Source organism: Superficieibacter sp. HKU1, from assembly GCF_029319185.1.
In the GTDB taxonomy this organism is placed as follows: Bacteria; Pseudomonadota; Gammaproteobacteria; order Enterobacterales; family Enterobacteriaceae; genus Superficieibacter.
Window position 1 is genome coordinate 1,612,759 of record NZ_CP119754.1, and the last position, 20,116, is coordinate 1,632,874.

Genomic DNA, 20,116 nt, shown 5'->3' on the forward strand with positions numbered 1-20,116 from the left:
TTGGGAACCGAGAGTGTCAAAGGCAACCGAACAAAACGACAAGCTTAAACGCGCGATCATCATCTCGGTCGTACTGCATATCATTTTGGTTGCGGTACTGATTTGGGGATCGTTCGACGAGCATATTGAAGCTTCTGCGGGTGGGGGAGGTGGCTCCTCTATCGACGCAGTAATGGTCGATTCCGGCGCGGTTGTTGAACAATATAACCGTACTAAAGCACAGGATGCGAGCGCCAAACGTGCTGCTGAGCAGCGGAAAAAGCAGGAGCAGCAGCAGGAAGAAGAACTGCGTCAACAGCAGGCGGCAAAACAGGAAGAACTGAAAAAGCTGGAGCAGGAACGTCTGGCCGCCCAGGAAAAAGCACGCGAGCAGGCGGAAGAGCAGAAGCAGGCTGAAGCGAAAGCGCAGCAAGCGAAAGAGCAGCAAAAGCAGGCTGAGGACGCCGCGGCGAAGGCCGAAGCTGCTGCAAAAGCGAAAGCCGATGCTCAGGCGAAAGAAGCGGCTGACGCTGCGAAGAAAGCTGCTGCTGATGCGAAGAAGCAGGCTGAAGCCGAAGCGGCCAAAGCCGCTGCCGATGCGAAGAAGCAGGCTGATGCGGCAAAAGCTGCAGCCGATGCGCAGAAAAAAGCGGAAGCTGACGCGGCTAAAAAAGCCGCTGCTGAGAAAGCGGCCGCTGAGAAGAAAGCGGCGGATAAGGCGGCTGCCGACAAAGCTGCCGCTGAGAAAAAAGCGGCTGCCGATAAAGCTGCGGCGGATAAGAAAGCCGCCGACAAGGCTGCGGCGGATAAAGCTGCGGCCGATAAAAAAGCCGCGGCTGCGAAAGCGGCTGCCGATAAGAAAGCAGCGGCAAAAGCGGCTGCCGATAAAGCGGCCGCTGAAGCAGACGATCTCTTTGGCGATCTCAGTTCCGGTAAGAATGCACCGAAATCGGGTAATCCTTCCTCGCCAGGACAGGGCAATAATAAAGCAAATGGTCCTACTCAAGGCGAAATTAATGATTACGGTTCGCAAGTTCAGGCAGCAATTAAGAATTACCTGCATGACTGGAGCAGTTATCAGGGTAAAGTCTGTACCTTGCGTATCCGGCTGGCAAGAGATGGGACGCTGCTTGATGCTAAGATAGAAGATGGAGATCCAGCGTTTTGTCAGGCTATGCTTGCAGCCACCAATCGAATGTCGAAATTCCCTAAACCTCCGAGTGACGGGATTTATGAGACTTTCAAAAATGCGCCAATGGATTTTAAACCTTAAGCCATTTCTTCCTATGCAAACAGGGAAAAATAGACCAGGTTTAGTCGCAGGGTGAAAGTAGTTTTGTCCATTTTAGTTTGTTAACATTCTGCTAAATTATCGTGGGCTTTCCGCCTGGATAAGGGAGATATGATGAAGCAGGCATTACGAGTAGCATTTGGTTTTCTGATACTGTGGGCAGCAGTGCTGCACGCAGAAGTGCGTATTGAGATCACCCAGGGGGTGGACTCAGCGCGCCCGATTGGCGTTGTGCCTTTCCAGTGGGCGGGGCCGGGTGCCGCGCCTGAAGATATTGGCGGTATCGTTGCAGCGGATTTACGTAACAGCGGTAAATTTAACCCGTTAGATCGCGCCAAGCTGCCTCAGCAGCCGGGCACGGCGCAGGAAGTTCAGCCAGCGGCATGGTCGGCGCTGGGGATCGATGCCGTTGTTGTGGGTAAGGTTTCACCTAACCCGGACGGTAGCTACAGCGTATCCTATCAGCTCGTCGATACCGGCGCGGCGGCAGGCAGCGTGCTGGCGCAGAACACCTACAAAGTAAACAAACAGTGGCTGCGCTATGCAGGCCATACCGCCAGCGATGAAGTATTTGAAAAGCTGACCGGTATCAAGGGCGCATTCCGTACCCGTATTGCTTACGTAGTGCAGACCAACGGCGGTCAGTTCCCGTATGAACTGCGCGTCTCTGACTACGATGGCTACAATCAGTTTGTGGTTCACCGCTCACCACAGCCGCTGATGTCTCCGGCCTGGTCTCCGAAAGGCGATAAACTGGCTTACGTTACCTTCGAAAGCGGTCGTTCCGCGCTGGTTATCCAGACGCTGGCTAACGGCGCTGTACGTCAGGTTGCTTCCTTCCCACGTCATAATGGTGCGCCGGCATTCTCACCGGACGGCAGCAAACTGGCTTTTGCGCTGTCGAAAACCGGTAGTCTGAACCTGTACGTGATGGATATCGGTTCTGGTCAGATCCGCCAGGTCACCGACGGTCGCAGCAATAACACCGAACCGACCTGGTTCCCGGACAGTCAGAACCTGGCCTTCACCTCTGACCAGGCGGGTCGTCCGCAGGTTTACAAAGTGAACGTTAACGGCGGCGCGGCTCAGCGTATTAGCTGGCAGGGTTCACAAAACCAGGATGCTGATGTAAGCACCGATGGTAAATTTATGGTAATGGTAAGCTCCGATGGCGGGCAGCAACACATTGCCAAACAAGATCTGGTAGCGGGTGGCGTACAGGTTCTGTCGTCAACGTTCCTGGATGAAACGCCAAGTCTGGCACCTAACGGCACTATGGTAATCTACAGCTCTTCTCAGGGGATGGGATCTGTGCTGAATCTGGTTTCAACAGATGGGCGTTTCAAAGCGCGTCTTCCGGCAACTGATGGTCAGGTGAAATTCCCTGCCTGGTCGCCGTATCTGTGATAATAATTAATTGATTACTAAAGGAATCAAAGAAATGCAACTGAACAAAGTGCTGAAGGGCCTGATGATTGCCCTGCCTGTTATGGCAATCGCAGCGTGTTCGTCCAACAAAAACGCCAGCAATGACGGTAGCGAAGGTGGCATGCTGAACGGTGCTGGCACTGGTATGGATGCTAACGGTAACGGTAATGCTTCTTCTGAAGAGCAAGCTCGTCTGCAAATGCAGCAGCTGCAGCAGAACAACATCGTTTACTTCGATCTGGACAAGTACGACATCCGTTCTGACTTCGCTGCAATGCTGGACGCGCACGCTAACTTTCTGCGTAGCAACCCGTCTTACAAAGTCACCGTAGAAGGTCACGCGGACGAACGTGGTACTCCTGAGTACAACATCTCCCTGGGTGAACGTCGTGCTAACGCCGTTAAGATGTACCTGCAGGGTAAAGGCGTTTCTGCTGATCAGATCTCCATCGTTTCTTACGGTAAAGAAAAACCTGCAGTACTGGGTCACGACGAATCGGCGTATGCCAAAAACCGTCGTGCCGTACTGGTTTACTAAGAGAATGGCATGAGCAGTAACTTCAGACATCATCTGTTGAGTCTGTCGTTACTGGTTGGAATAGCGGCCCCCTGGGCCGCTTTTGCTCAGGCACCAATCAGTAGTGTCGGCTCCGGCTCGGTCGAAGACCGCGTCACTCAACTTGAGCGTATTTCAAATGCTCACAGCCAGCTTTTAACCCAGCTTCAGCAACAGCTTACTGATAACCAGTCCGATATTGATACCCTGCGCGGTCAGATTCAGGAAAGTCAGTATCAGCTTAACCAGGTGGTTGAGCGACAAAAGCAGATCCTGTTGCAGATGGATAGCCTTAGTAGTGGCGGCGGCACAGCCGCGCAGCCGGCGACGGGCGATCAGAACGGGGCTGCGGCACCCACCGCTGGTGCAGCCACATCAGGCGCACCGGTTCAGAGCGGTGATGCGAATACCGATTATAATGCGGCTATCGCGCTGGTTCAGGACAAATCGCGCCAGGACGATGCGCTTACGGCGTTTCAAAACTTCGTCAAGAAGTACCCGGATTCAACCTACCAACCCAATGCTAACTACTGGCTGGGTCAGTTGAATTACAACAAGGGGAAAAAGGATGATGCGGCGTACTATTTTGCCAACGTGGTAAAAAATTACCCGAAATCACCGAAAGCGGCTGATGCGATGTTCAAGGTCGGCATCATCATGCAGGATAAAGGCGATACGGCCAAGGCCAAAGCGGTTTATCAGCAGGTGATCAACAAGTATCCCGGCACTGACGGTGCAAAACAGGCGCAAAAACGTCTCTCTGGTTTGTAATGATTAGCGCATGACCAGAAAGCGCTCTATTTCTGGTCTTGCCGCATGAATCGTAAGCAGTTAAGTGATCTTCCTCAAAATTTTTGTTGCGCTCAATTCTTAAATCAGTAATATATGCCGCCGTTGCCACGGGATATTAAACAAGCCTGAAGCAGCAAAAAAGCGGTGTAATGTGGGTCGTTAGCTCAGTTGGTAGAGCAGTTGACTTTTAATCAATTGGTCGCAGGTTCGAATCCTGCACGACCCACCAATCGCTAAGAAGTATCCAGCGCAGTATCGGGTGATTAGCTCAGCTGGGAGAGCACCTCCCTTACAAGGAGGGGGTCGGCGGTTCGATCCCGTCATCACCCACCACTCGGGTCGTTAGCTCAGTTGGTAGAGCAGTTGACTTTTAATCAATTGGTCGCAGGTTCGAATCCTGCACGACCCACCAATTTAACATCAAACTCAGATGTTGACTGGTCCGAGTAAAAATCTTTCAGGCAACACCCGGATGGGTCGTTAGCTCAGTTGGTAGAGCAGTTGACTTTTAATCAATTGGTCGCAGGTTCGAATCCTGCACGACCCACCATCCTGAATGATTACAGCCGTAAAATCCCGCAAGGGGTCGTTAGCTCAGTTGGTAGAGCAGTTGACTTTTAATCAATTGGTCGCAGGTTCGAATCCTGCACGACCCACCATTTCAAAGCCTCTATCCTGCCTTTATGTTATCCTAAAAGCGCTGCATATTTACCATTCAGTTTTATAAATCTTCTTTCCCTTCCCGCAAAATCATCTCCTCTATAAAAATGCCTGTTCCCGATGACATTCCCTTTGCTATCGGCTATCTTGTTTAGTATATAAAACGATAACATCCGTCCTTGCTTGCAGAAGCCAAAAAGACAGGTGTTACGTTAAGCCCATAAAACGAGAAGCCCATGAGCACGATTTTTGATCCGCAAAACGCTATTTACCCGTTTCCGCCAAAACCCGCTCCGCTCAGCGGGGAGGAAAAGCACTTTTACCGGGAGAAAATCAAGCGTCTGCTAAAAGAGCGCGATGCGGTAATGGTGGCGCACTATTATACCGATCCGGAAATTCAGCAACTGGCGGAAGAGACCGGCGGCTGTATCTCCGATTCTCTGGAGATGGCACGGTTTGGGGCCAGACATCCGGCCTCCACGCTGCTGGTAGCAGGCGTTCGTTTTATGGGCGAGACGGCGAAAATCCTCAGTCCGGAAAAGACCATTCTGATGCCGACGCTTCAGGCAGAGTGCTCGCTGGATCTCGGCTGTCCGATTGAGGAATTTAGTGCCTTTTGCGATGCCCATCCGGATCGCACGGTGGTGGTGTATGCAAACACCTCTGCGGCGGTAAAAGCCCGAGCTGACTGGGTAGTTACTTCCAGTATTGCCGTCGAATTGATTGAGCATCTTGATAGCTCAGGTGAAAAAATCATCTGGGCTCCGGATCGACATCTGGGCCATTATGTGCAAAAACAAACCGGGGCGGACGTGCTGTGCTGGCAGGGCGCGTGCATTGTTCATGACGAATTTAAAACGCAGTCCCTGATTCGTATGAAAGGGCTTTATCCTGATGCGGCCATACTGGTGCATCCTGAATCGCCTCAGGCCATTGTCGATCTGGCGGATGCGGTAGGATCCACCAGCCAGTTAATCACTGCGGCAAAAACGCTGCCTCATCCACAGCTTATCGTTGCCACCGATCGGGGGATTTTCTGGAAAATGCAACAGGCAGTACCCGATAAAGTATTACTCGAAGCGCCCACGGCAGGTGAGGGCGCGACCTGTCGCAGCTGTGCTCACTGCCCGTGGATGGCCATGAACGGACTGAAGGCGATTGCTGAAGGACTGGAGACCGGCGGCGTAAGCCATGAGATCCACGTTGACGCGCGGCTGCGAGAAGGTGCCATGATCCCGCTTAACCGTATGCTTGATTTTGCGGCTACACTACGTCCATAACAATATCAACGCGTAACTACGCTCTGGGGACAAGATGGATTTTTTGAGTACACAAAACATTCTGGTTCATATTCCGTTTGGTACCGGTGGCTACGATCTTTCATGGATTGAGGCGATTGGTACCCTTGCGGGACTGCTCTGTATCTGGCTTGCCAGTCTGGAAAAGATTATTAACTACTTTTTCGGTCTGATTAACGTCACCCTTTTTGCGATTATCTTTTTTCAAATCCAGCTTTATGCCAGCCTGCTGCTGCAGGTTTTCTTCTTTGCCGCCAACATTTACGGCTGGTACGCCTGGTCGAGACAGACCAGCCATAATGAGGCTGCGCTGCAAATACGCTGGTTGCCAATGCCGAAAGCGCTATTGTGGCTTGCCATCTGTGTGGGCGCCATAGGCTTGATGACCGTCTTTATTAACCCGGTATTTGCTTTCCTGACGCGGGTGGCAGTGAATATCATGTCGGCGCTGGGGCTGAATGTTGCCATGCCTGAGTTGCAGCCGGATGCGTTCCCCTTCTGGGATTCCTGCATGATGGTATTGTCGATTGTGGCCATGATCCTGATGACGCGTAAATACGTCGAAAACTGGATCCTGTGGGTGATTATTAACGTGATAAGCGTGGTTATCTTTGCGTTGCAGGGCGTTTATGCGATGTCGCTGGAGTATCTCATCCTGACCTTCATTGCTCTCAACGGTACGCGGATGTGGATAAACAGTGCGCGTGAGCGAGGCTCACACGCCTTTTCTCATTAATGGTGATGATGATGAGCATGGCCGGCGTGCGCCTCGTTGAGGTGGCATTCCGGCCCGCTGCAGGGCTGATACTCCATCTGCACGGTCGCATGGGCTATCTGATAATGGTGCCCAAGGAAATGGTGAATGCGCTCCAGCAGCGCGTCATGATCGTGCGGGGGGATCACCTGAACATGTAACGTCATCAGTGGCTTTTCACCGACCAGCCAGACGTGGACATGATGAACATCGCGCACTTCCGGGATCTCACGGCGTAGCTTCTTCCTTAACGCAGTAATATCCAGCGTCACCGGTGCGCCTTCAAGCAGCTCATTGACGCTTTCTTTCAACAATCGCCAGGCGCTTCGCAATACCAGACACGATACCAGCACCGAAAGAATCGGATCGATGGGCATCCAGCCCGTCATCATAATCACTATTGCCGCCCCGATCGCTCCGATTGATCCCAGCAAATCGCCGAGGACATGCAGCATAGCGGCACGCACATTGAGATTTTTATCTTCGCTACCGCGATGCAGGATACAGAAGGCGAGGACATTGGCCAGTAATCCGGCAATGGCAATAACCAGCATGGTGGTGCCCGCCACCGGCCGGGGATGATAAAAACGCTGGATAGCTTCCCAGATGATAAGCACCGTGATGACGACCAGGGCGATGGCATTAACAAATGCCGCAAGAGTCGTCAGGCGCAGCCAGCCGAAAGTATGACGGTTATTGGGTGGCCGCCGGGAAAATTGTACCGCCAGAAAGGCGAACAGCAGGGCAGCAGCGTCAGTCAACATATGCCCTGCGTCGGCAAGAAGGGCAAGGGAATCAGCAATCAGCCCACCCGTGACTTCTACAACCATAAAGCCAGCGGTAACGCCAAAGGCCAGCAGCAGACGGCGGGCGTTGCTGTCTTCAGGTAGATGGGAATGCGAGTGCGCCATAACATTATCCTGCAACATTTAGAATTATCTACGCATACATCATATCGGTATCGTGGGCAATTGTGCATAAAAAAGGAGAGCCGAAGCTCTCCGTTGTAGTACGGGTATTGCGCAGTATTAGTGGGTGGTACCATCAGTTTTGGTGTCAACGTCGTTATTCACGCCGTCGCCAGTTTCCACTTTTTTGTTGATATCCGGGCAACGACCATCTTTACACATGGTGTTTTTATGGATGTCTTCTTTGCTCATGCCATCAGCATTGGTGCTTGAGCTATCTGAATGCAGCATGGTGCCTGTGGAAGTGGTACCAGTAGAATTAGTATTCGTGTTACCCGTGTTGATTTTGCTGTTATCAACATTATTCGGCGCTACATTCTCTTTCGCGCCCGGCTCTACCTGCCCGGCATCGGCGGAGGAGTTAGCCGTACCGTTATTTGATTGGCTGCTGGCAGCAAATACTGCACCGCTGGTCATTGAGAGGGTTGCTGCCAGAAAAATTGTAGCCAGTTTAGTCGTTTTCATCATGCTGCTCCTGTTCTCATCGTGGTGTCGGATAACATCATCCAACAATACAGTTATGAAATCGTTCGCTCAGTAGTAAAAGATCCTGTGACAAATAATTCTGTCAGCATAGAATCTGGTAATTAAAAATAAACACAGTAGTTACATTTAAAAAGTGTAGATTAGATCTCGTTCTGCGCTACTTTCTGGTGTTTTTTTCGCTAATTCCAGGAATATTCTGCCCGAACTGTAAAAGTCCGTTTACAGTACCGGGCTGACGAGATAGATTGAAGGCATTGCAAACACATTTATAAGTATGGCACGGCTGGAAAGAAGATGAATTATCAGAACGACGATTTACGTATTAAAGAGATTAACGAGTTACTGCCTCCTGTTGCACTGCTGGAAAAATTCCCCGCTACTGAGAACGCAGCCAATACCGTCGCGCAGGCCCGCAAAGCGATTCACAAAATCCTTAAGAGCAATGACGACCGCCTGCTGGTGGTGATTGGTCCGTGCTCTATTCACGATCCTGCTGCTGCTAAAGAATATGCTGCGCGTCTGCTGACGCTGCGTGAGGAACTGCGCGGTGAACTGGAGATCGTGATGCGCGTTTATTTCGAAAAACCGCGCACCACCGTCGGCTGGAAAGGGCTGATTAACGATCCGCATATGGACAGCAGCTACCAGATCAACGACGGCCTGCGCATCGCGCGTAAGCTGTTGCTGGATATCAACGACAGCGGCCTGCCTGCAGCGGGCGAGTTTCTCGACATGATCACCCCGCAATACCTGGCGGATTTAATGAGCTGGGGTGCCATCGGCGCGCGTACCACAGAATCTCAGGTACACCGTGAACTGGCGTCGGGGCTTTCCTGTCCGGTAGGGTTTAAAAATGGCACTGACGGCACTATCAAGGTGGCTATTGATGCCATTAATGCGGCCGGGGCGCCGCACTGCTTCCTGTCGGTGACTAAATGGGGCCATTCCGCGATTGTAAACACCAGTGGCAATGCCGACTGCCACATCATCCTGCGCGGCGGCAAAGCGCCGAACTACAGTGCACAGAATGTGGCAGAAGTAAAAGAAGGGCTGATAAAAGCCAGTCTCGCGCCGCAGGTCATGATCGACTTTAGCCACGCCAACTCCAGCAAGCAATTCAAAAAACAAATGGACGTCGGTGCGGATGTTTGCCAGCAGATTGCCAGCGGTGAAAAAGCGATTATTGGCGTAATGATTGAAAGTCATCTGGTTGAAGGTAATCAGAACCTTGAGAGCGGTGAACCGCTCACCTACGGGAAAAGTATTACCGACGCCTGCATCGGCTGGGATGATACCGATACGCTATTGCGCCAGCTGGCGAACGCGGTGAAAGCGCGTCGCGGTTGATTATTTGGTGCAGTACAGAACCGGCCCTGGAGCCGGTTTTTTTGTTTTAAACCCTCTGTAATTATTAATGGGTAGTTAACGATTAGGGGGCTTTTATGTGATCGTGATCATATTTCTACCCGCTTCGGTGATCGTAATATATTATTTTATATAACGATATGTGTCTCATGAATAACTCCATAAAGCTCGTCACACTTCTTCCTTTCTTTACGCCTCTGGTTTCACAAACTGTCGCCGCCAGTGAAGAAAATATGATTATCACCGGTCGATCTTCTGATGCTGACAGTACGCATGCGGTCGCTGGCGCGGGATTTAAAACCAATGATATTGACCTCGGCCCGCTGGGTAACAAAGCCTGGGTCGATACGCCATATTCCTCAACCACCGTTAACAAAGAGATGATTGAAAACCAGCAGGCGCAGAGCGTCAGCGAACTGCTGAAATATTCCCCCAGTACCCAAATGCAGGCGCGGGGCGGGATGGATGTCGGCAGGCCGCAAAGCCGGGGCATGCAGGGCAGCGTTGTGGCAAACAGCCGTCTCGACGGCCTAAATATTGTCTCAACCACCGCCTTCCCGGTTGAAATGCTGGAACGTCTCGATATTTTTAATAGTCTGACTGGTGCGCTGTATGGGCCTGCAAGTCCAGCCGGACAATTCAACTTCATCGCAAAACGTCCGACAGAAGAAACGCTTAACAAAGTGACGCTGGGTTATCAAAGCCGTAGCGCATTTACCGGACATGCCGACCTCGGCGGCCATTTCGATGATGACAAGCGTTTTGGCTATCGTGTCAATGTGTTACAGCAGGAAGGCGAGGGCAACCTTGATGACAGCACTCTACGCCGCAAGCTGCTTTCCGTTGCGCTGGACTGGAATATTCAGCCCGGAACGCAACTACAACTGGACGCGAGCCACTATGAATTTATCCAGAAGGGATACCCCGGCAGCTTTAGCTATGGTCCGGGTATTAAACTGCCTTCAGCGCCCAATCCAAAAGATAAAAAACTGACCCTCAGCACCGCCGGGAACGATCTAACCACCGACACAATAAGTACACGACTTATTCATTATCTGAATGATGACTGGTTCGTAACGGCTGGCGTCGGCTGGCAGCAGGCGGATCGTGCAATGCGTAACGTCTCCAGTAAAATCATCAATAATAAAGGCGATATTAGCCGCTCACTGAGTGACCCTACGGCGGCAGGGCGCTTCCGCGTGTTGAGCAATACCGCTACCCTGAATGGCCATATAGACACCGGATCGGTAGGTCACGATCTGGCGCTTTCTACCACGGGTTATATCTGGTCGATCTACGGCGCGAAAGGTGCCAGCACCAGCTATAAGCTGGGGACCACCAATATGTACGATCCTTCAGAGATGACGGAGCCGGGCGACGGCAAGATCGTACAACACGGCGATCGCTATAAATCCAGCGTTAATACCCAGCAAAGTATTACCCTTGGCGACACGGTGACCCTGACGCCGAAGTGGTCGGCAATGCTGTACGTCAGTCAGAGCTGGATCCAGGCGCAGAACTATAACAAAAGCGGGCATGAAACCAGCCAGATTGATGAAAACGGCTTAAGCCCCACCGCCGCGCTGATGTATAAAATCACGCCTTCGGTGATGGCCTATGTGAGCTATGCGGATTCGCTGGAGCAGGGCGGTACCGCGCCAACCGATTCAGATGTAAAAAACGCCGGGCAGACGCTCGATCCTTACCGCAGTAAGCAATATGAGGCAGGGTTAAAAGCTGACGTCGCCGGAATGAATCTGGGCGCAGCCGTGTTCCGTCTCGAACGTCCTTTTGCCTATGTAGATCCTAACGACAATGTCTATAAAGAGCAGGGTAATCAGGTCAATAACGGACTGGAACTCACCGCGTCGGGGAATGTCTGGCAGGGGTTGAACCTCTACAGTGGCGTGACGTTACTCGATCCGACGCTAAAAGACACCGTGAGCGATGCGACCAGTGATAAAGACGTGGTTGGCGTGCCAAAAGTACAGGCTAATTTACTGGCGGAATACAGCCTGCCTTCATTGCCGCACTGGGTGTATAGCGCCAACGTGCATTACACCGGAAAACGGGCGGCTAATGATACCAATACCGCGTGGGCCAGCAGCTATACCACCTGGGATTTGGGTACGCGCTATACCACCAACATCAGTAACGTGCCGACAACTTTGCGGATTGCGGTTAACAACGTATTCGATAAACATTACTGGGCCTCCATTTTCCCGTCGGGCACCGACGGCGACAATGGTTCGCCCAGCGCATTTATCGGGAGTGGGCGAGAAGTTCGCGCCACTGTCACGTTTGACTTCTAAAAGGCAGCGTAATGAAACTAAGTCATCTTTTACCCGCCCTTATCTGGCTGATGGCGGGAAGTTTGTGCGCCGCCCCACCGCATAGCGATGTGCGTATCGCCTCACCGTGGCCCGCGCAAAATACCATTCTCGCCATGCTGGGCTATGGCGAGAATATTGTCGGCACTTCAATGGTGGCGAAAAAGATCCCACTTTTTCGCCAGAGCCTGCCGCGTATTGACAGCGTGCCCGTGGTAAGCGTGAACAGCGGTCACGAGCTTAACCCGGAACAGATCATCTCGCTCGGCACGCAAATATTGTTTGTGCCGTCATCCATGACCGTTCCACAACAGGCCCTGCTGCGGCAGGCCGGGGTACGCGTTCTGGCATTCGACGCCAATTCTCTTCAGGCGCTGACGTCACGCGTACAGAAAACGGCGGATGCGCTGGGACCTGATGCGCAGGATAAAGCGCAGCGGTATCAGCACTACTTTGACCGCAACGTCGCGCTGGTGAAGGAGCGGTTGAAGGGGCTGCCGCAAGACCAGCGCATCACGCTTTATCACAGTATGGGTAATCCACTGACCACCACGGGTCGGCCCTCGCTGAATCAGGACTGGATGGATTTAGCTGGCGCAAAAAATGTGGCGGAAAACTGGTTTGCCGGCAAACAAAACCGCCGCGGTGAAGTTGCGCTGGAGCAAGTAGTGGCAGCAAACCCGGCGGTGATTGTGGCGATGAATAAACGCGATGCCGATGCCATCCAGACCGCGTCACAATGGGCGCAGGTCGATGCGGTGGTTCATCATCGGGTGTATGTGAATCCCAAAGGGATGTTCTGGTGGTGTCGGGAAACCAGCGAAGAGGCATTACAGTTCCTTTGGCTGGCGAAAACGCTCTATCCTGACCGCTTTGCCGATGTGGATATGCGCCAGGAAACACGCCGTTTTTATCAGGACTTTTTTGCCATTACGCTGAGCGATGCGCAAATTAGCGATGTCCTGAATCCGCCGCAATAAATTCCCGGTAAAGAAGATGATGACGTTAACTGCTGAGACTAACACGCCGGAGTCGATTGACTATCGCTACCGTCAGATTATACGCAAACGGCTGATGCTGGTGGTGACTATTCTTCTGGCGCTGGTTGCTTCCCTGATCCTCGACGCGACCCTGGGTCCATCCGGGATAGCGTTGCACGACCTGTGGCACACCTTGCTGCACCCGAATGAGGTCGGCACAGGCATGCGGATTATTGTCTGGGATATTCGCCTTCCTTATGCGCTGATGGCGCTACTGGTCGGCATGGCGCTTGGACTGGCAGGCGCAGAGATGCAGACCATTTTGCACAACCCGCTGGCGAGTCCGTTTACACTGGGCGTCTCGTCAGCGGCAGCGTTTGGCGCAGCGCTGGCGATTGTGCTGGACATCGGCATTCCAGGCGTCCCCGCCGCCTGGTTTATTCCGGCGAATGCGTTTGTCTTCGCGCTACTGTCGGCGCTACTGCTTGATGGCATCACCCGCTGGACGCGAGTAGCGACCTCCGGCGTGGTACTTTTTGGCATCGCGCTGGTTTTTACCTTCAATGCGCTGGTATCCATGATGCAGTTTGTGGCGGATGAAGATACGCTTCAGGGGCTGGTATTCTGGACGATGGGCAGTCTGGCCCGCGCGTCGTGGGACAAAATGAGCATACTGGCGCTGGTCTTTATTCTTGTCTTGCCCTGGTCAATGCGTAGCGCCTGGCAACTGACTGCCCTGCGTTTGGGCGAGGACAGGGCAATGAGTTTTGGCATTGACGTCCGTCGCTTGCGGCTGGCGTCGTTACTGCGGATTAGCCTGCTTTCCGCCTTATCGGTCGCGTTTGTCGGGCCAATCGGCTTTATCGGCTTGGTGGCGCCGCATATTGCACGGCTGTTGTTTGGCGAAGATCATCGGTTCTATCTGCCCGGCAGCATCCTGACAGGCGGGCTGGTGCTGTCGCTGGCCTCCGTCGCCTCGAAAAACATCATTCCCGGCGTCATTATTCCGGTGGGGATTGTCACGTCGCTGGTGGGCGTTCCGTTTTTTCTGAGCATTATCATTCGCCAGCGGGGGAGTATGTCATGAGCGGATTGATCCTCCGGAGTGTGTACGCTGGTTATCCTAAGCGTGCGGTGATCGGCAATCTTAGCGTAGCTGAACTGCCGCACGGCAAAATTACCGTTTTGCTGGGACCCAACGGCTGCGGAAAATCGACGTTATTACGTTCGCTGGCCGGGCTGAATAACGCCAGCGGTGAGGTGCTGCTCGACGGCGTAGATCTGCTGTCACTGCCATTCTCAGAGCGTGCGGAGAAGGTCGTTTATTTACCACAGTCGCTGCCGCAAGGTGTGCACCTCAGGGTGCTGGAGTCGATTATTGTGGCTCAGCGGGTGTCGGGCAGAGGAAAAGAGCAGCAGAGCAAGGCGCAGGCGCTGGCTATTCTTGAACAGTTAGGGATTACGCATCTTGCGCTGCATTACCTCGATCGGCTTTCCGGCGGACAGCGGCAGATGGTGGGCCTGGCACAATCGTTGATCCGCCGTCCCGAGCTGCTGTTGCTGGATGAACCGCTAAGCGCGCTGGACTTAAATTATCAGTTTCAGGTGATGGATGTCGTGCGTCGTGAAACGCTGGCGCGCAATATGGTAACGGTAGTGGTGGTGCATGATCTCAACATCGCGCTGCGCCACAGTGAACACGTCGTGATGCTGAAAGAGGGCAGGCTGGCGGCGAGCGGCACGCCGGAAGCGGTTATTACCGCAGAGCGACTGGCCGACGTGTATAACGTGCGGGCGCGCATAGAACGTTGCTCGCAGGGAGGGGCGCAGGTGGTGCTCGATGGGGTGGTTGAGGTATAAAAACCGGATAGCCGTAGCTATCCGGTAGGCGAATTACTTCGCTTTGCCCTGATTCGCTACCGCTGCCGCTTTGGCTGCGATCTCATCAGCATTACCCAGGTAATAATGTTTGATCGGCTTGAAGTTCTCGTCGAATTCATACACCAGCGGAACGCCGGTCGGGATGTTCAGTTCAAGAATTTCGTCTTCGCCCATATTGTCGAGGTATTTGACCAGCGCACGCAGGGAGTTACCGTGAGCGGCGATGATCACGCGCTCGCCGCTTTTCAGGCGCGGCAGAATGCTTTCATTCCAGTAAGGGATCACGCGATCGATAGTCAGCGCCAGGCTTTCCGTCAGCGGCAGTTCCTGCTCGGTCAGGGAAGCGTAACGCGGATCGTGGCCCGGGAAACGTTCGTCTTCTTTGGTCAGCGCAGGCGGGGTCACGGCAAAACCACGACGCCACTGTTTAACCTGCTCGTCACCGTATTTTTCTGCGGTTTCAGCTTTGTTCAGACCCTGTAGCGCGCCATAATGACGTTCGTTCAGCTTCCAGGATTTTTCCACCGGCAGCCACGCCTGATCCAGACCATCCAGAATGTTCCACAGGGTGTGGATCGCGCGTTTGAGCACGGAGGTGTACGCGAAGTCAAAGCTATAGCCTTCCTCTTTCAGCAGCTTGCCTGCTGCTTTGGCTTCAGATACGCCTTTCTCGGACAGATCAACGTCGTACCAACCGGTAAAACGGTTTTCGTTGTTCCACTGACTTTCACCGTGACGAACCAGTACCAGCTTAGTTACAGCCATACACTTACTCCTCAAGCTTTATTGAACGATAATAATTCTCATTATATTGCCATGACGCTGTCAGCAGCAATGCTTAACCCTAACCATAGCGAAAATAGCGGGTGAGTGTAAGATGCTTGTGAATTTGCGGTTATGATTTTGTCTTTGAGTGGCGCTAATTTCAGCAAAGCGGGTAAAAAAAGCCCTCTTTTCAGAGGGCGCAGGTTCAGGCGGGAATAAACTGATATTCCGTCAGACTGACATATTCTTCACCAGGCCGTAAAATGCAGTCTGGCTGCGGCCATTCCGGATGGTTTGGCGAATCAGGTAAAAACTCGCTTTCCAGCGCCAGACCCTGCCAGGCATCATAGCTACCCGCCTCACGGGACGAGGTGCCTTCAAGGAAGTTGCCAGAATAGAATTGCAGCGCAGGCGCGGAGGTAAACACCGCCATCTGCAATCTTTCATCGTCAGACCATACATGCGCGGCTTCGCTTTTCACGTTACCTTTTGCCTGCAGCAAAAAGGCGTGATCGTAGCCGTTGACCTTTTTCTGATCGTCATCGCGCAAGAAGTCGTCGGCAATACGCTTCGGCGAGCGGAAATCGAAGCTGGTATTCGCCACCGCTTTCAGACCCTGGCGCGGAATACCGCCTTCATCCACCGGCAGGTACTCGTCGGCAAGAATTTGCAGCTTGTGGCTGCGTACGTCGGAGCGCTCACCGTTGAGGTTAAAATAGACGTGATTAGTCATGTTAACCGGGCAGGGCTGGTCTACCGTGGCGCGATACTCAATGACGATACGGTTATCGTCCGTTAAGGTATAGCGCGCGGTGGCCTTCAGGTTGCCAGGGAAACCCTGATCGCCGTCGGCGGACTCAAGGGAGAAAACAACCTCGTGATCGCTCAGGCTCTGGTAGCTCCAGCGGCGCTTGTCGAAGCCTTCCGGCCCGCCGTGCAGCTGGTTCGCGCCCTGGCTTGGTACAACATTGACGATCTTACCATCCAGTTCAAAACGGCTGTCGGCGATGCGGTTAGCATAGCGGCCGATGGAGGCACCGAAGAAAGCCTCATGCTGCGGATACTGTTCCGGACCCGCACAGCCGAGGATCGCTTCACGCACGCTGCCGTCGGAGAGCGGCACGCGCACGGAAAGTAGCGTTGCACCCCAGTCCATCAGGGTCACAACCAGCCCTGTGCCATTGCGCAGGGTAAGCAAACGAAACGGCAGCCCATCAGGGGCGCTCGCGGGCGTATTTCTTAGCACAGACCTGCTCCTTGTGATGGTTTACAAACATAGAACGTTTCTTTGATGCCGGTTTTTGCTTCGTACTGTTCGGCGACCGCTTTTTTAACTTCAGTGACCAGATCTTCCGGGATCAGCGCGACAATACAGCCGCCGAAACCACCGCCGGTCATGCGCACGCCGCCTTTATCACCAATCACGGCTTTCACAATCTCAACCAGCGTGTCGATTTGCGGAACGGTAATCTCAAAGTCATCGCGCATGGAAGCGTGAGACTCAGCCATCAGTTTACCCATCCGTTGCAGATCGCCTTTCTCCAGCGCCTCAGCGGCCTCGACGGTGCGAATGTTCTCCGTCAATACGTGGCGTACGCGTTTGGCAACGACAGGGTCCAGTTCGTTTGCCACCGCGTTAAATTCGTCCAGCTTAACATCGCGCAGCGCAGGCTGCTGGAAGAATCGCGCCCCGGTTTCGCACTGTTCACGGCGGGTATTATATTCACTGCCCACCAGCGTACGCTTGAAGTTACTGTTAATAATAACCACCGCCACGCCTTTTGGCATGGAAACCGCTTTGGTGCCGAGTGTCCGGCAGTCGAGCAGCAGGGCATGATCTTTTTTGCCCAGCGCGGAAATAAGCTGATCCATGATGCCGCAGTTACAGCCAACAAACTGGTTTTCCGCTTCCTGACCGTTCAGGGCGATTTGCGCACCGTCCAGCGGCAGATGATAAAGCTGCTGGAAGACGGTACCGACTGCGACTTCCAGCGAGGCGGAAGAGCTGAGGCCCGCGCCCTGCGGAACGTCGCCGCTGATAACTAAATCCGCGCCGCCAAAACTGGCGTTACGCTGCTGAAGATGTTTTACCACGCCGCGGACATAGTTGGACCACTGCTGCTTTTCATGCGTCACAATCGGCGCATCCAGCGAAAATTCGTCAACCTGGTTGTCGTAATCGGCGGCGATCACGCGCACGGTACGATCGGAACGCGCTGCACAGCTGATCACCGTCTGATAATCAATTGCGCAGGGCAGCACAAAACCGTCATTATAGTCAGTGTGTTCGCCAATCAGATTTACGCGGCCCGGTGCCTGAATGACATGGGTGGCAGGGTAGCCGAATTTTTCAGCAAACAGGGACTGTGTTTTTTCTTTCAGACTCATTGTTATTCTCCGGATTCGCGAAAATGGACGTCGCTGACCGCACGCAGGCGTTCGGCGGCTTGTTCTGCGGTAAGATCGCGCTGGGTTTCCGCCAGCATTTCGTAGCCAACCATGAACTTACGCACGGTGGCAGAGCGCAGCAGCGGCGGATAAAAGTGGGCGTGTAACTGCCAGTGTTGATTTTCTTCGCCGTTAAACGGCGCGCCGTGCCAGCCCATTGAGTAGGGGAAAGAGCACTGGAACAGATTGTCGTAGCGGCTGGTGAGTTTCTTCAGCGCCAGCGCCAGATCCTGACGCTGCTCGTCAGTTAACTCAGTGATCCGCAATACATGAGCCTTAGGCAGCAGTAGCGTTTCAAACGGCCATGCGGCCCAGTAGGGTACCACCGCCAGCCAGTGCTCTGTTTCCACTACGGTGCGGCTGCCGTCCGCCAGTTCGCGCTGAACATAGTCGACCAGCATCGGCGAGCGTTGTTCGGCAAAGTAACGTTTTTGCAGGCGATCTTCACGCTCGATTTCATTAGGCAGAAAACTGTTGGCCCAAACCTGACCGTGCGGGTGCGGGTTGGAGCAGCCCATCGCCGCGCCTTTATTTTCAAACACCTGTACCCAGGGATACTCTTTCCCCAGCTCCGCCGTTTGCTGCTGCCAGGTTTCAACGACTTCCGCCAGCGCGTCGACGGTTAATTCCGGCAGCGTTTTGCTGTGGTCGGGTGAGAAGCAGATCACCCGGCTGGTGCCGCGTGCGCTCTGGCAGCGCATCAGCGGATCGTCGCTTTCCGGCGCGTCAGGCGTGTCGGTCATCAGCGCGGCAAAATCGTTAGTAAAAACGTAGGTGCCTTTGTAGTCCGGGTTCTTGTCGCCGGTAACACGGGTATTGCCGGGGCAGAGAAAACAGTCCGGATCGTGCTGAGGCAGCTTTTGCTGCGAGGGCGTTTCCTGCGCCCCCTGCCAGGGACGTTTCGCACGGTGCGGTGAAACGAGGATCCATTGCCCGGTTAACGGGTTATAGCGGCGATGCGGGTGATCGACCGGGTTAAATTGTGTCATCACGGTTCCTTAGTCTGAATAACCTTGCGGATGGCGAGACTGCCAGTGCCAGGTATCCTGCGCCATTTGATCAAGGGTGCGGGAAACGCGCCAGTCCAGCTCTTTATCTGCCTTACTGGCGTCGGCCCAGTAGGCGGGAAGATCGCCATCACGGCGCGGCGCGAAATGGTAATTGACCGGTTTACCGCAGGCTTTACTGAAGGCATTGACCACATCCAGCACGCTACTCCCGATGCCAGCGCCCAGGTTGTAAATATGCACGCCGGGTTTGTCCGCCAGCTTCTGCATTGCCGCAACGTGGCCGTCGGCCAGGTCCATGACGTGAATATAATCGCGCACCCCGGTGCCGTCTTCGGTCGGGTAGTCGTTACCGAAGATGGCCAGCGAGTCGCGGCGGCCTACCGCAACCTGCGCGATGTACGGCATCAGGTTATTGGGAATACCCTGCGGATCTTCGCCCATATCGCCCGACGGATGCGCGCCGACCGGGTTAAAATAACGCAGCAGGGCGATGCTCCAGTCCGGCTGGGCTTTTTGCAGATCGGTAAGGATCTGCTCGACCATCAGCTTGCTTTTGCCGTAAGGACTTTGCGGCGTGCCGGTCGGGAAGCTTTCGACGTAAGGAATTTTAGGCTGGTCGCCGTAGACGGTTGCAGAGGAGCTAAAAATGAAGTTTTTGACATTCGCCGAACGCATGGCGGAAATCAGACGCAGCGTGCCGTTAACGTTGTTATCATAGTATTCCAGCGGCTTAGCAACGGATTCACCGACCGCTTTCAGGCCTGCAAAGTGGATCACCGCGTCGATACTGTGATCGTGCAGAATTTCCGTCATCAGCGCTTCATTACGGATATCACCTTCGACAAACGTGGGGTGCTTGCCGCCGAGACGTTCGATAACGGGCATTACGCTGCGCTTGCTGTTACACAGGTTGTCCAGAATGATGACATCGTGGCCATTTTGCAGCAGTTGCACACAGGTGTGACTCCCAATGTAACCGCTACCACCAGTAACCAAAACTCTCATTTTTCGCTCCATCATGCTTAGGATATGTGATTAAGATAGCATAACAAAGATGCGAAAAGTGTGACATGGAATAAGTTTGTGGAATCGCTTACACTAAAAACGATCACCCCGATTCAACGG

Annotated in this window: 18 protein-coding genes and 5 tRNA genes; 16 read left to right on the top strand and 7 right to left on the bottom strand. The window is 53.5% G+C overall.

Annotation, left to right across the window (positions count from 1 at the left end; genetic code table 11):
- Nucleotides 1–13 precede the first annotated feature (13 nt).
- The 11 genes from tolA to pnuC all read left to right on the top strand — a co-directional run bounded on the left by tolA (nucleotide 14) and on the right by pnuC (nucleotide 6,740).
- On the top strand, nucleotides 14–1,252 hold the full coding sequence (tolA, locus tag P0H77_RS07735) for a cell envelope integrity protein TolA (protein WP_276164307.1): 1,239 nt from the start codon (nucleotides 14–16) through the stop codon (nucleotides 1,250–1,252).
- A gap of 132 nt (nucleotides 1,253–1,384) precedes the next feature.
- Complete coding sequence (tolB, locus tag P0H77_RS07740) at nucleotides 1,385–2,677, top strand: Tol-Pal system beta propeller repeat protein TolB (RefSeq protein WP_276165073.1); 1,293 nt, start codon at nucleotides 1,385–1,387, stop codon at nucleotides 2,675–2,677.
- A 34-nt stretch (nucleotides 2,678–2,711) separates the two neighbouring features.
- The gene (gene pal, locus P0H77_RS07745; protein ID WP_276164308.1) at nucleotides 2,712–3,236 is read left to right on the top strand and encodes a peptidoglycan-associated lipoprotein Pal; all 525 of its coding nucleotides are present in this window, start codon (nucleotides 2,712–2,714) and stop codon (nucleotides 3,234–3,236) included.
- Nucleotides 3,237–3,245: 9 nt separating this feature from the next.
- Entirely contained in the window at nucleotides 3,246–4,025 is a 780-nt protein-coding gene (cpoB, locus tag P0H77_RS07750) for a cell division protein CpoB (RefSeq protein ID WP_276164309.1), read from the top strand.
- A 174-nt stretch (nucleotides 4,026–4,199) separates the two neighbouring features.
- A tRNA-Lys gene (locus tag P0H77_RS07755) sits at nucleotides 4,200–4,275 on the top strand.
- A gap of 28 nt (nucleotides 4,276–4,303) precedes the next feature.
- Nucleotides 4,304–4,379: transfer RNA gene (locus P0H77_RS07760), tRNA-Val, on the top strand.
- A gap of 3 nt (nucleotides 4,380–4,382) precedes the next feature.
- A tRNA-Lys gene (locus P0H77_RS07765) sits at nucleotides 4,383–4,458 on the top strand.
- Nucleotides 4,459–4,520: 62 nt separating this feature from the next.
- Nucleotides 4,521–4,596 (top strand) — tRNA-Lys (locus P0H77_RS07770).
- A gap of 33 nt (nucleotides 4,597–4,629) precedes the next feature.
- A tRNA-Lys gene (locus P0H77_RS07775) sits at nucleotides 4,630–4,705 on the top strand.
- 237 nt (nucleotides 4,706–4,942) lie between these two features.
- Nucleotides 4,943–5,986 (top strand): quinolinate synthase NadA, encoded by a 1,044-nt coding sequence (nadA, locus tag P0H77_RS07780; protein WP_276164310.1) that lies wholly within the window; start codon nucleotides 4,943–4,945, stop codon nucleotides 5,984–5,986.
- Nucleotides 5,987–6,020: 34 nt separating this feature from the next.
- Entirely contained in the window at nucleotides 6,021–6,740 is a 720-nt protein-coding gene (pnuC, locus tag P0H77_RS07785) for a nicotinamide riboside transporter PnuC (RefSeq protein WP_276164311.1), read from the top strand.
- Here the strand turns inward: pnuC and zitB are convergent.
- Both zitB and P0H77_RS07795 read right to left on the bottom strand, forming a co-directional pair.
- Complete coding sequence (zitB, locus tag P0H77_RS07790) at nucleotides 6,737–7,669, bottom strand: CDF family zinc transporter ZitB (RefSeq protein ID WP_276164312.1); 933 nt, start codon at nucleotides 7,667–7,669, stop codon at nucleotides 6,737–6,739. The genes pnuC and zitB overlap by 4 nt on opposite strands.
- Before the next feature lie 117 nt (nucleotides 7,670–7,786).
- Nucleotides 7,787–8,191, bottom strand: coding sequence for a YbgS-like family protein (locus P0H77_RS07795; protein ID WP_276165074.1), 405 nt, complete (start codon nucleotides 8,189–8,191; stop codon nucleotides 7,787–7,789).
- A 315-nt stretch (nucleotides 8,192–8,506) separates the two neighbouring features.
- Here P0H77_RS07795 and aroG point away from each other — a divergent pair, with 315 nt between their 5' ends.
- From aroG to P0H77_RS07820, 5 genes are all read left to right on the top strand, one after another.
- Nucleotides 8,507–9,559, top strand: coding sequence for a 3-deoxy-7-phosphoheptulonate synthase AroG (gene aroG / locus P0H77_RS07800; RefSeq protein WP_276164313.1), 1,053 nt, complete (start codon nucleotides 8,507–8,509; stop codon nucleotides 9,557–9,559).
- A 251-nt stretch (nucleotides 9,560–9,810) separates the two neighbouring features.
- Nucleotides 9,811–11,889: a TonB-dependent siderophore receptor gene (locus tag P0H77_RS07805; RefSeq protein ID WP_276165075.1), complete on the top strand. Its 2,079-nt coding sequence runs from the start codon at nucleotides 9,811–9,813 to the stop codon at nucleotides 11,887–11,889.
- 11 nt (nucleotides 11,890–11,900) lie between these two features.
- Nucleotides 11,901–12,887, top strand: a complete 987-nt coding sequence (locus P0H77_RS07810) for an ABC transporter substrate-binding protein (RefSeq protein WP_276164314.1) — start codon at nucleotides 11,901–11,903, stop codon at nucleotides 12,885–12,887.
- 16 nt (nucleotides 12,888–12,903) lie between these two features.
- Nucleotides 12,904–13,974, top strand: coding sequence for an iron ABC transporter permease (locus tag P0H77_RS07815; RefSeq protein WP_276164315.1), 1,071 nt, complete (start codon nucleotides 12,904–12,906; stop codon nucleotides 13,972–13,974).
- Nucleotides 13,971–14,747 (top strand): ABC transporter ATP-binding protein, encoded by a 777-nt coding sequence (locus P0H77_RS07820; protein WP_276164317.1) that lies wholly within the window; start codon nucleotides 13,971–13,973, stop codon nucleotides 14,745–14,747. Before P0H77_RS07815 ends, P0H77_RS07820 begins: the two co-directional genes overlap by 4 nt.
- A 33-nt stretch (nucleotides 14,748–14,780) precedes the next feature.
- On the opposite strand, the gene gpmA is transcribed toward P0H77_RS07820, so the two are convergent.
- The 5 genes from gpmA to galE all read right to left on the bottom strand — a co-directional run bounded on the left by gpmA (nucleotide 14,781) and on the right by galE (nucleotide 19,996).
- On the bottom strand, nucleotides 14,781–15,533 hold the full coding sequence (gpmA, locus tag P0H77_RS07825) for a 2,3-diphosphoglycerate-dependent phosphoglycerate mutase (RefSeq protein ID WP_176920490.1): 753 nt from the start codon (nucleotides 15,531–15,533) through the stop codon (nucleotides 14,781–14,783).
- Between the two features lie 205 nt (nucleotides 15,534–15,738).
- Nucleotides 15,739–16,779 carry a galactose-1-epimerase gene (gene galM / locus P0H77_RS07830; RefSeq protein WP_276164318.1) on the bottom strand — a complete coding sequence of 347 codons (1,041 nt, stop codon included), beginning with the start codon at nucleotides 16,777–16,779 and terminating at the stop codon, nucleotides 15,739–15,741.
- A complete protein-coding gene (galK, locus tag P0H77_RS07835; protein WP_276164319.1) occupies nucleotides 16,773–17,921 on the bottom strand; it encodes a galactokinase in 1,149 nt (382 codons plus the stop codon). The genes galM and galK overlap by 7 nt, the downstream gene beginning before the upstream one ends.
- A gap of 2 nt (nucleotides 17,922–17,923) precedes the next feature.
- Nucleotides 17,924–18,970 (bottom strand): galactose-1-phosphate uridylyltransferase, encoded by a 1,047-nt coding sequence (gene galT, locus P0H77_RS07840; RefSeq protein ID WP_276164320.1) that lies wholly within the window; start codon nucleotides 18,968–18,970, stop codon nucleotides 17,924–17,926.
- Between the two features lie 9 nt (nucleotides 18,971–18,979).
- Nucleotides 18,980–19,996, bottom strand: coding sequence for a UDP-glucose 4-epimerase GalE (galE, locus tag P0H77_RS07845; protein WP_276164321.1), 1,017 nt, complete (start codon nucleotides 19,994–19,996; stop codon nucleotides 18,980–18,982).
- Between the last annotated feature and the right edge of the window lie 120 nt (nucleotides 19,997–20,116).

Coding starts and splice junctions, on each gene's coding strand:
- pnuC (WP_276164311.1), top strand. CDS start 6,021: ATGGATTTTTTGAGTACACAAAACATTCTGGTTCATATTCCGTTTGGT.
- zitB (WP_276164312.1), bottom strand. CDS start 7,669: ATGGCGCACTCGCATTCCCATCTACCTGAAGACAGCAACGCCCGCCGT.
- P0H77_RS07820 (WP_276164317.1), top strand. CDS start 13,971: ATGAGCGGATTGATCCTCCGGAGTGTGTACGCTGGTTATCCTAAGCGT.
- aroG (WP_276164313.1), top strand. CDS start 8,507: ATGAATTATCAGAACGACGATTTACGTATTAAAGAGATTAACGAGTTA.
- nadA (WP_276164310.1), top strand. CDS start 4,943: ATGAGCACGATTTTTGATCCGCAAAACGCTATTTACCCGTTTCCGCCA.
- P0H77_RS07805 (WP_276165075.1), top strand. CDS start 9,811: ATGATTATCACCGGTCGATCTTCTGATGCTGACAGTACGCATGCGGTC.
- galK (WP_276164319.1), bottom strand. CDS start 17,921: ATGAGTCTGAAAGAAAAAACACAGTCCCTGTTTGCTGAAAAATTCGGC.
- P0H77_RS07795 (WP_276165074.1), bottom strand. CDS start 8,191: ATGAAAACGACTAAACTGGCTACAATTTTTCTGGCAGCAACCCTCTCA.
- gpmA (WP_176920490.1), bottom strand. CDS start 15,533: ATGGCTGTAACTAAGCTGGTACTGGTTCGTCACGGTGAAAGTCAGTGG.
- cpoB (WP_276164309.1), top strand. CDS start 3,246: ATGAGCAGTAACTTCAGACATCATCTGTTGAGTCTGTCGTTACTGGTT.
- galE (WP_276164321.1), bottom strand. CDS start 19,996: ATGAGAGTTTTGGTTACTGGTGGTAGCGGTTACATTGGGAGTCACACC.
- tolB (WP_276165073.1), top strand. CDS start 1,385: ATGAAGCAGGCATTACGAGTAGCATTTGGTTTTCTGATACTGTGGGCA.
- galT (WP_276164320.1), bottom strand. CDS start 18,970: ATGACACAATTTAACCCGGTCGATCACCCGCATCGCCGCTATAACCCG.
- P0H77_RS07810 (WP_276164314.1), top strand. CDS start 11,901: ATGAAACTAAGTCATCTTTTACCCGCCCTTATCTGGCTGATGGCGGGA.
- pal (WP_276164308.1), top strand. CDS start 2,712: ATGCAACTGAACAAAGTGCTGAAGGGCCTGATGATTGCCCTGCCTGTT.
- P0H77_RS07815 (WP_276164315.1), top strand. CDS start 12,904: ATGATGACGTTAACTGCTGAGACTAACACGCCGGAGTCGATTGACTAT.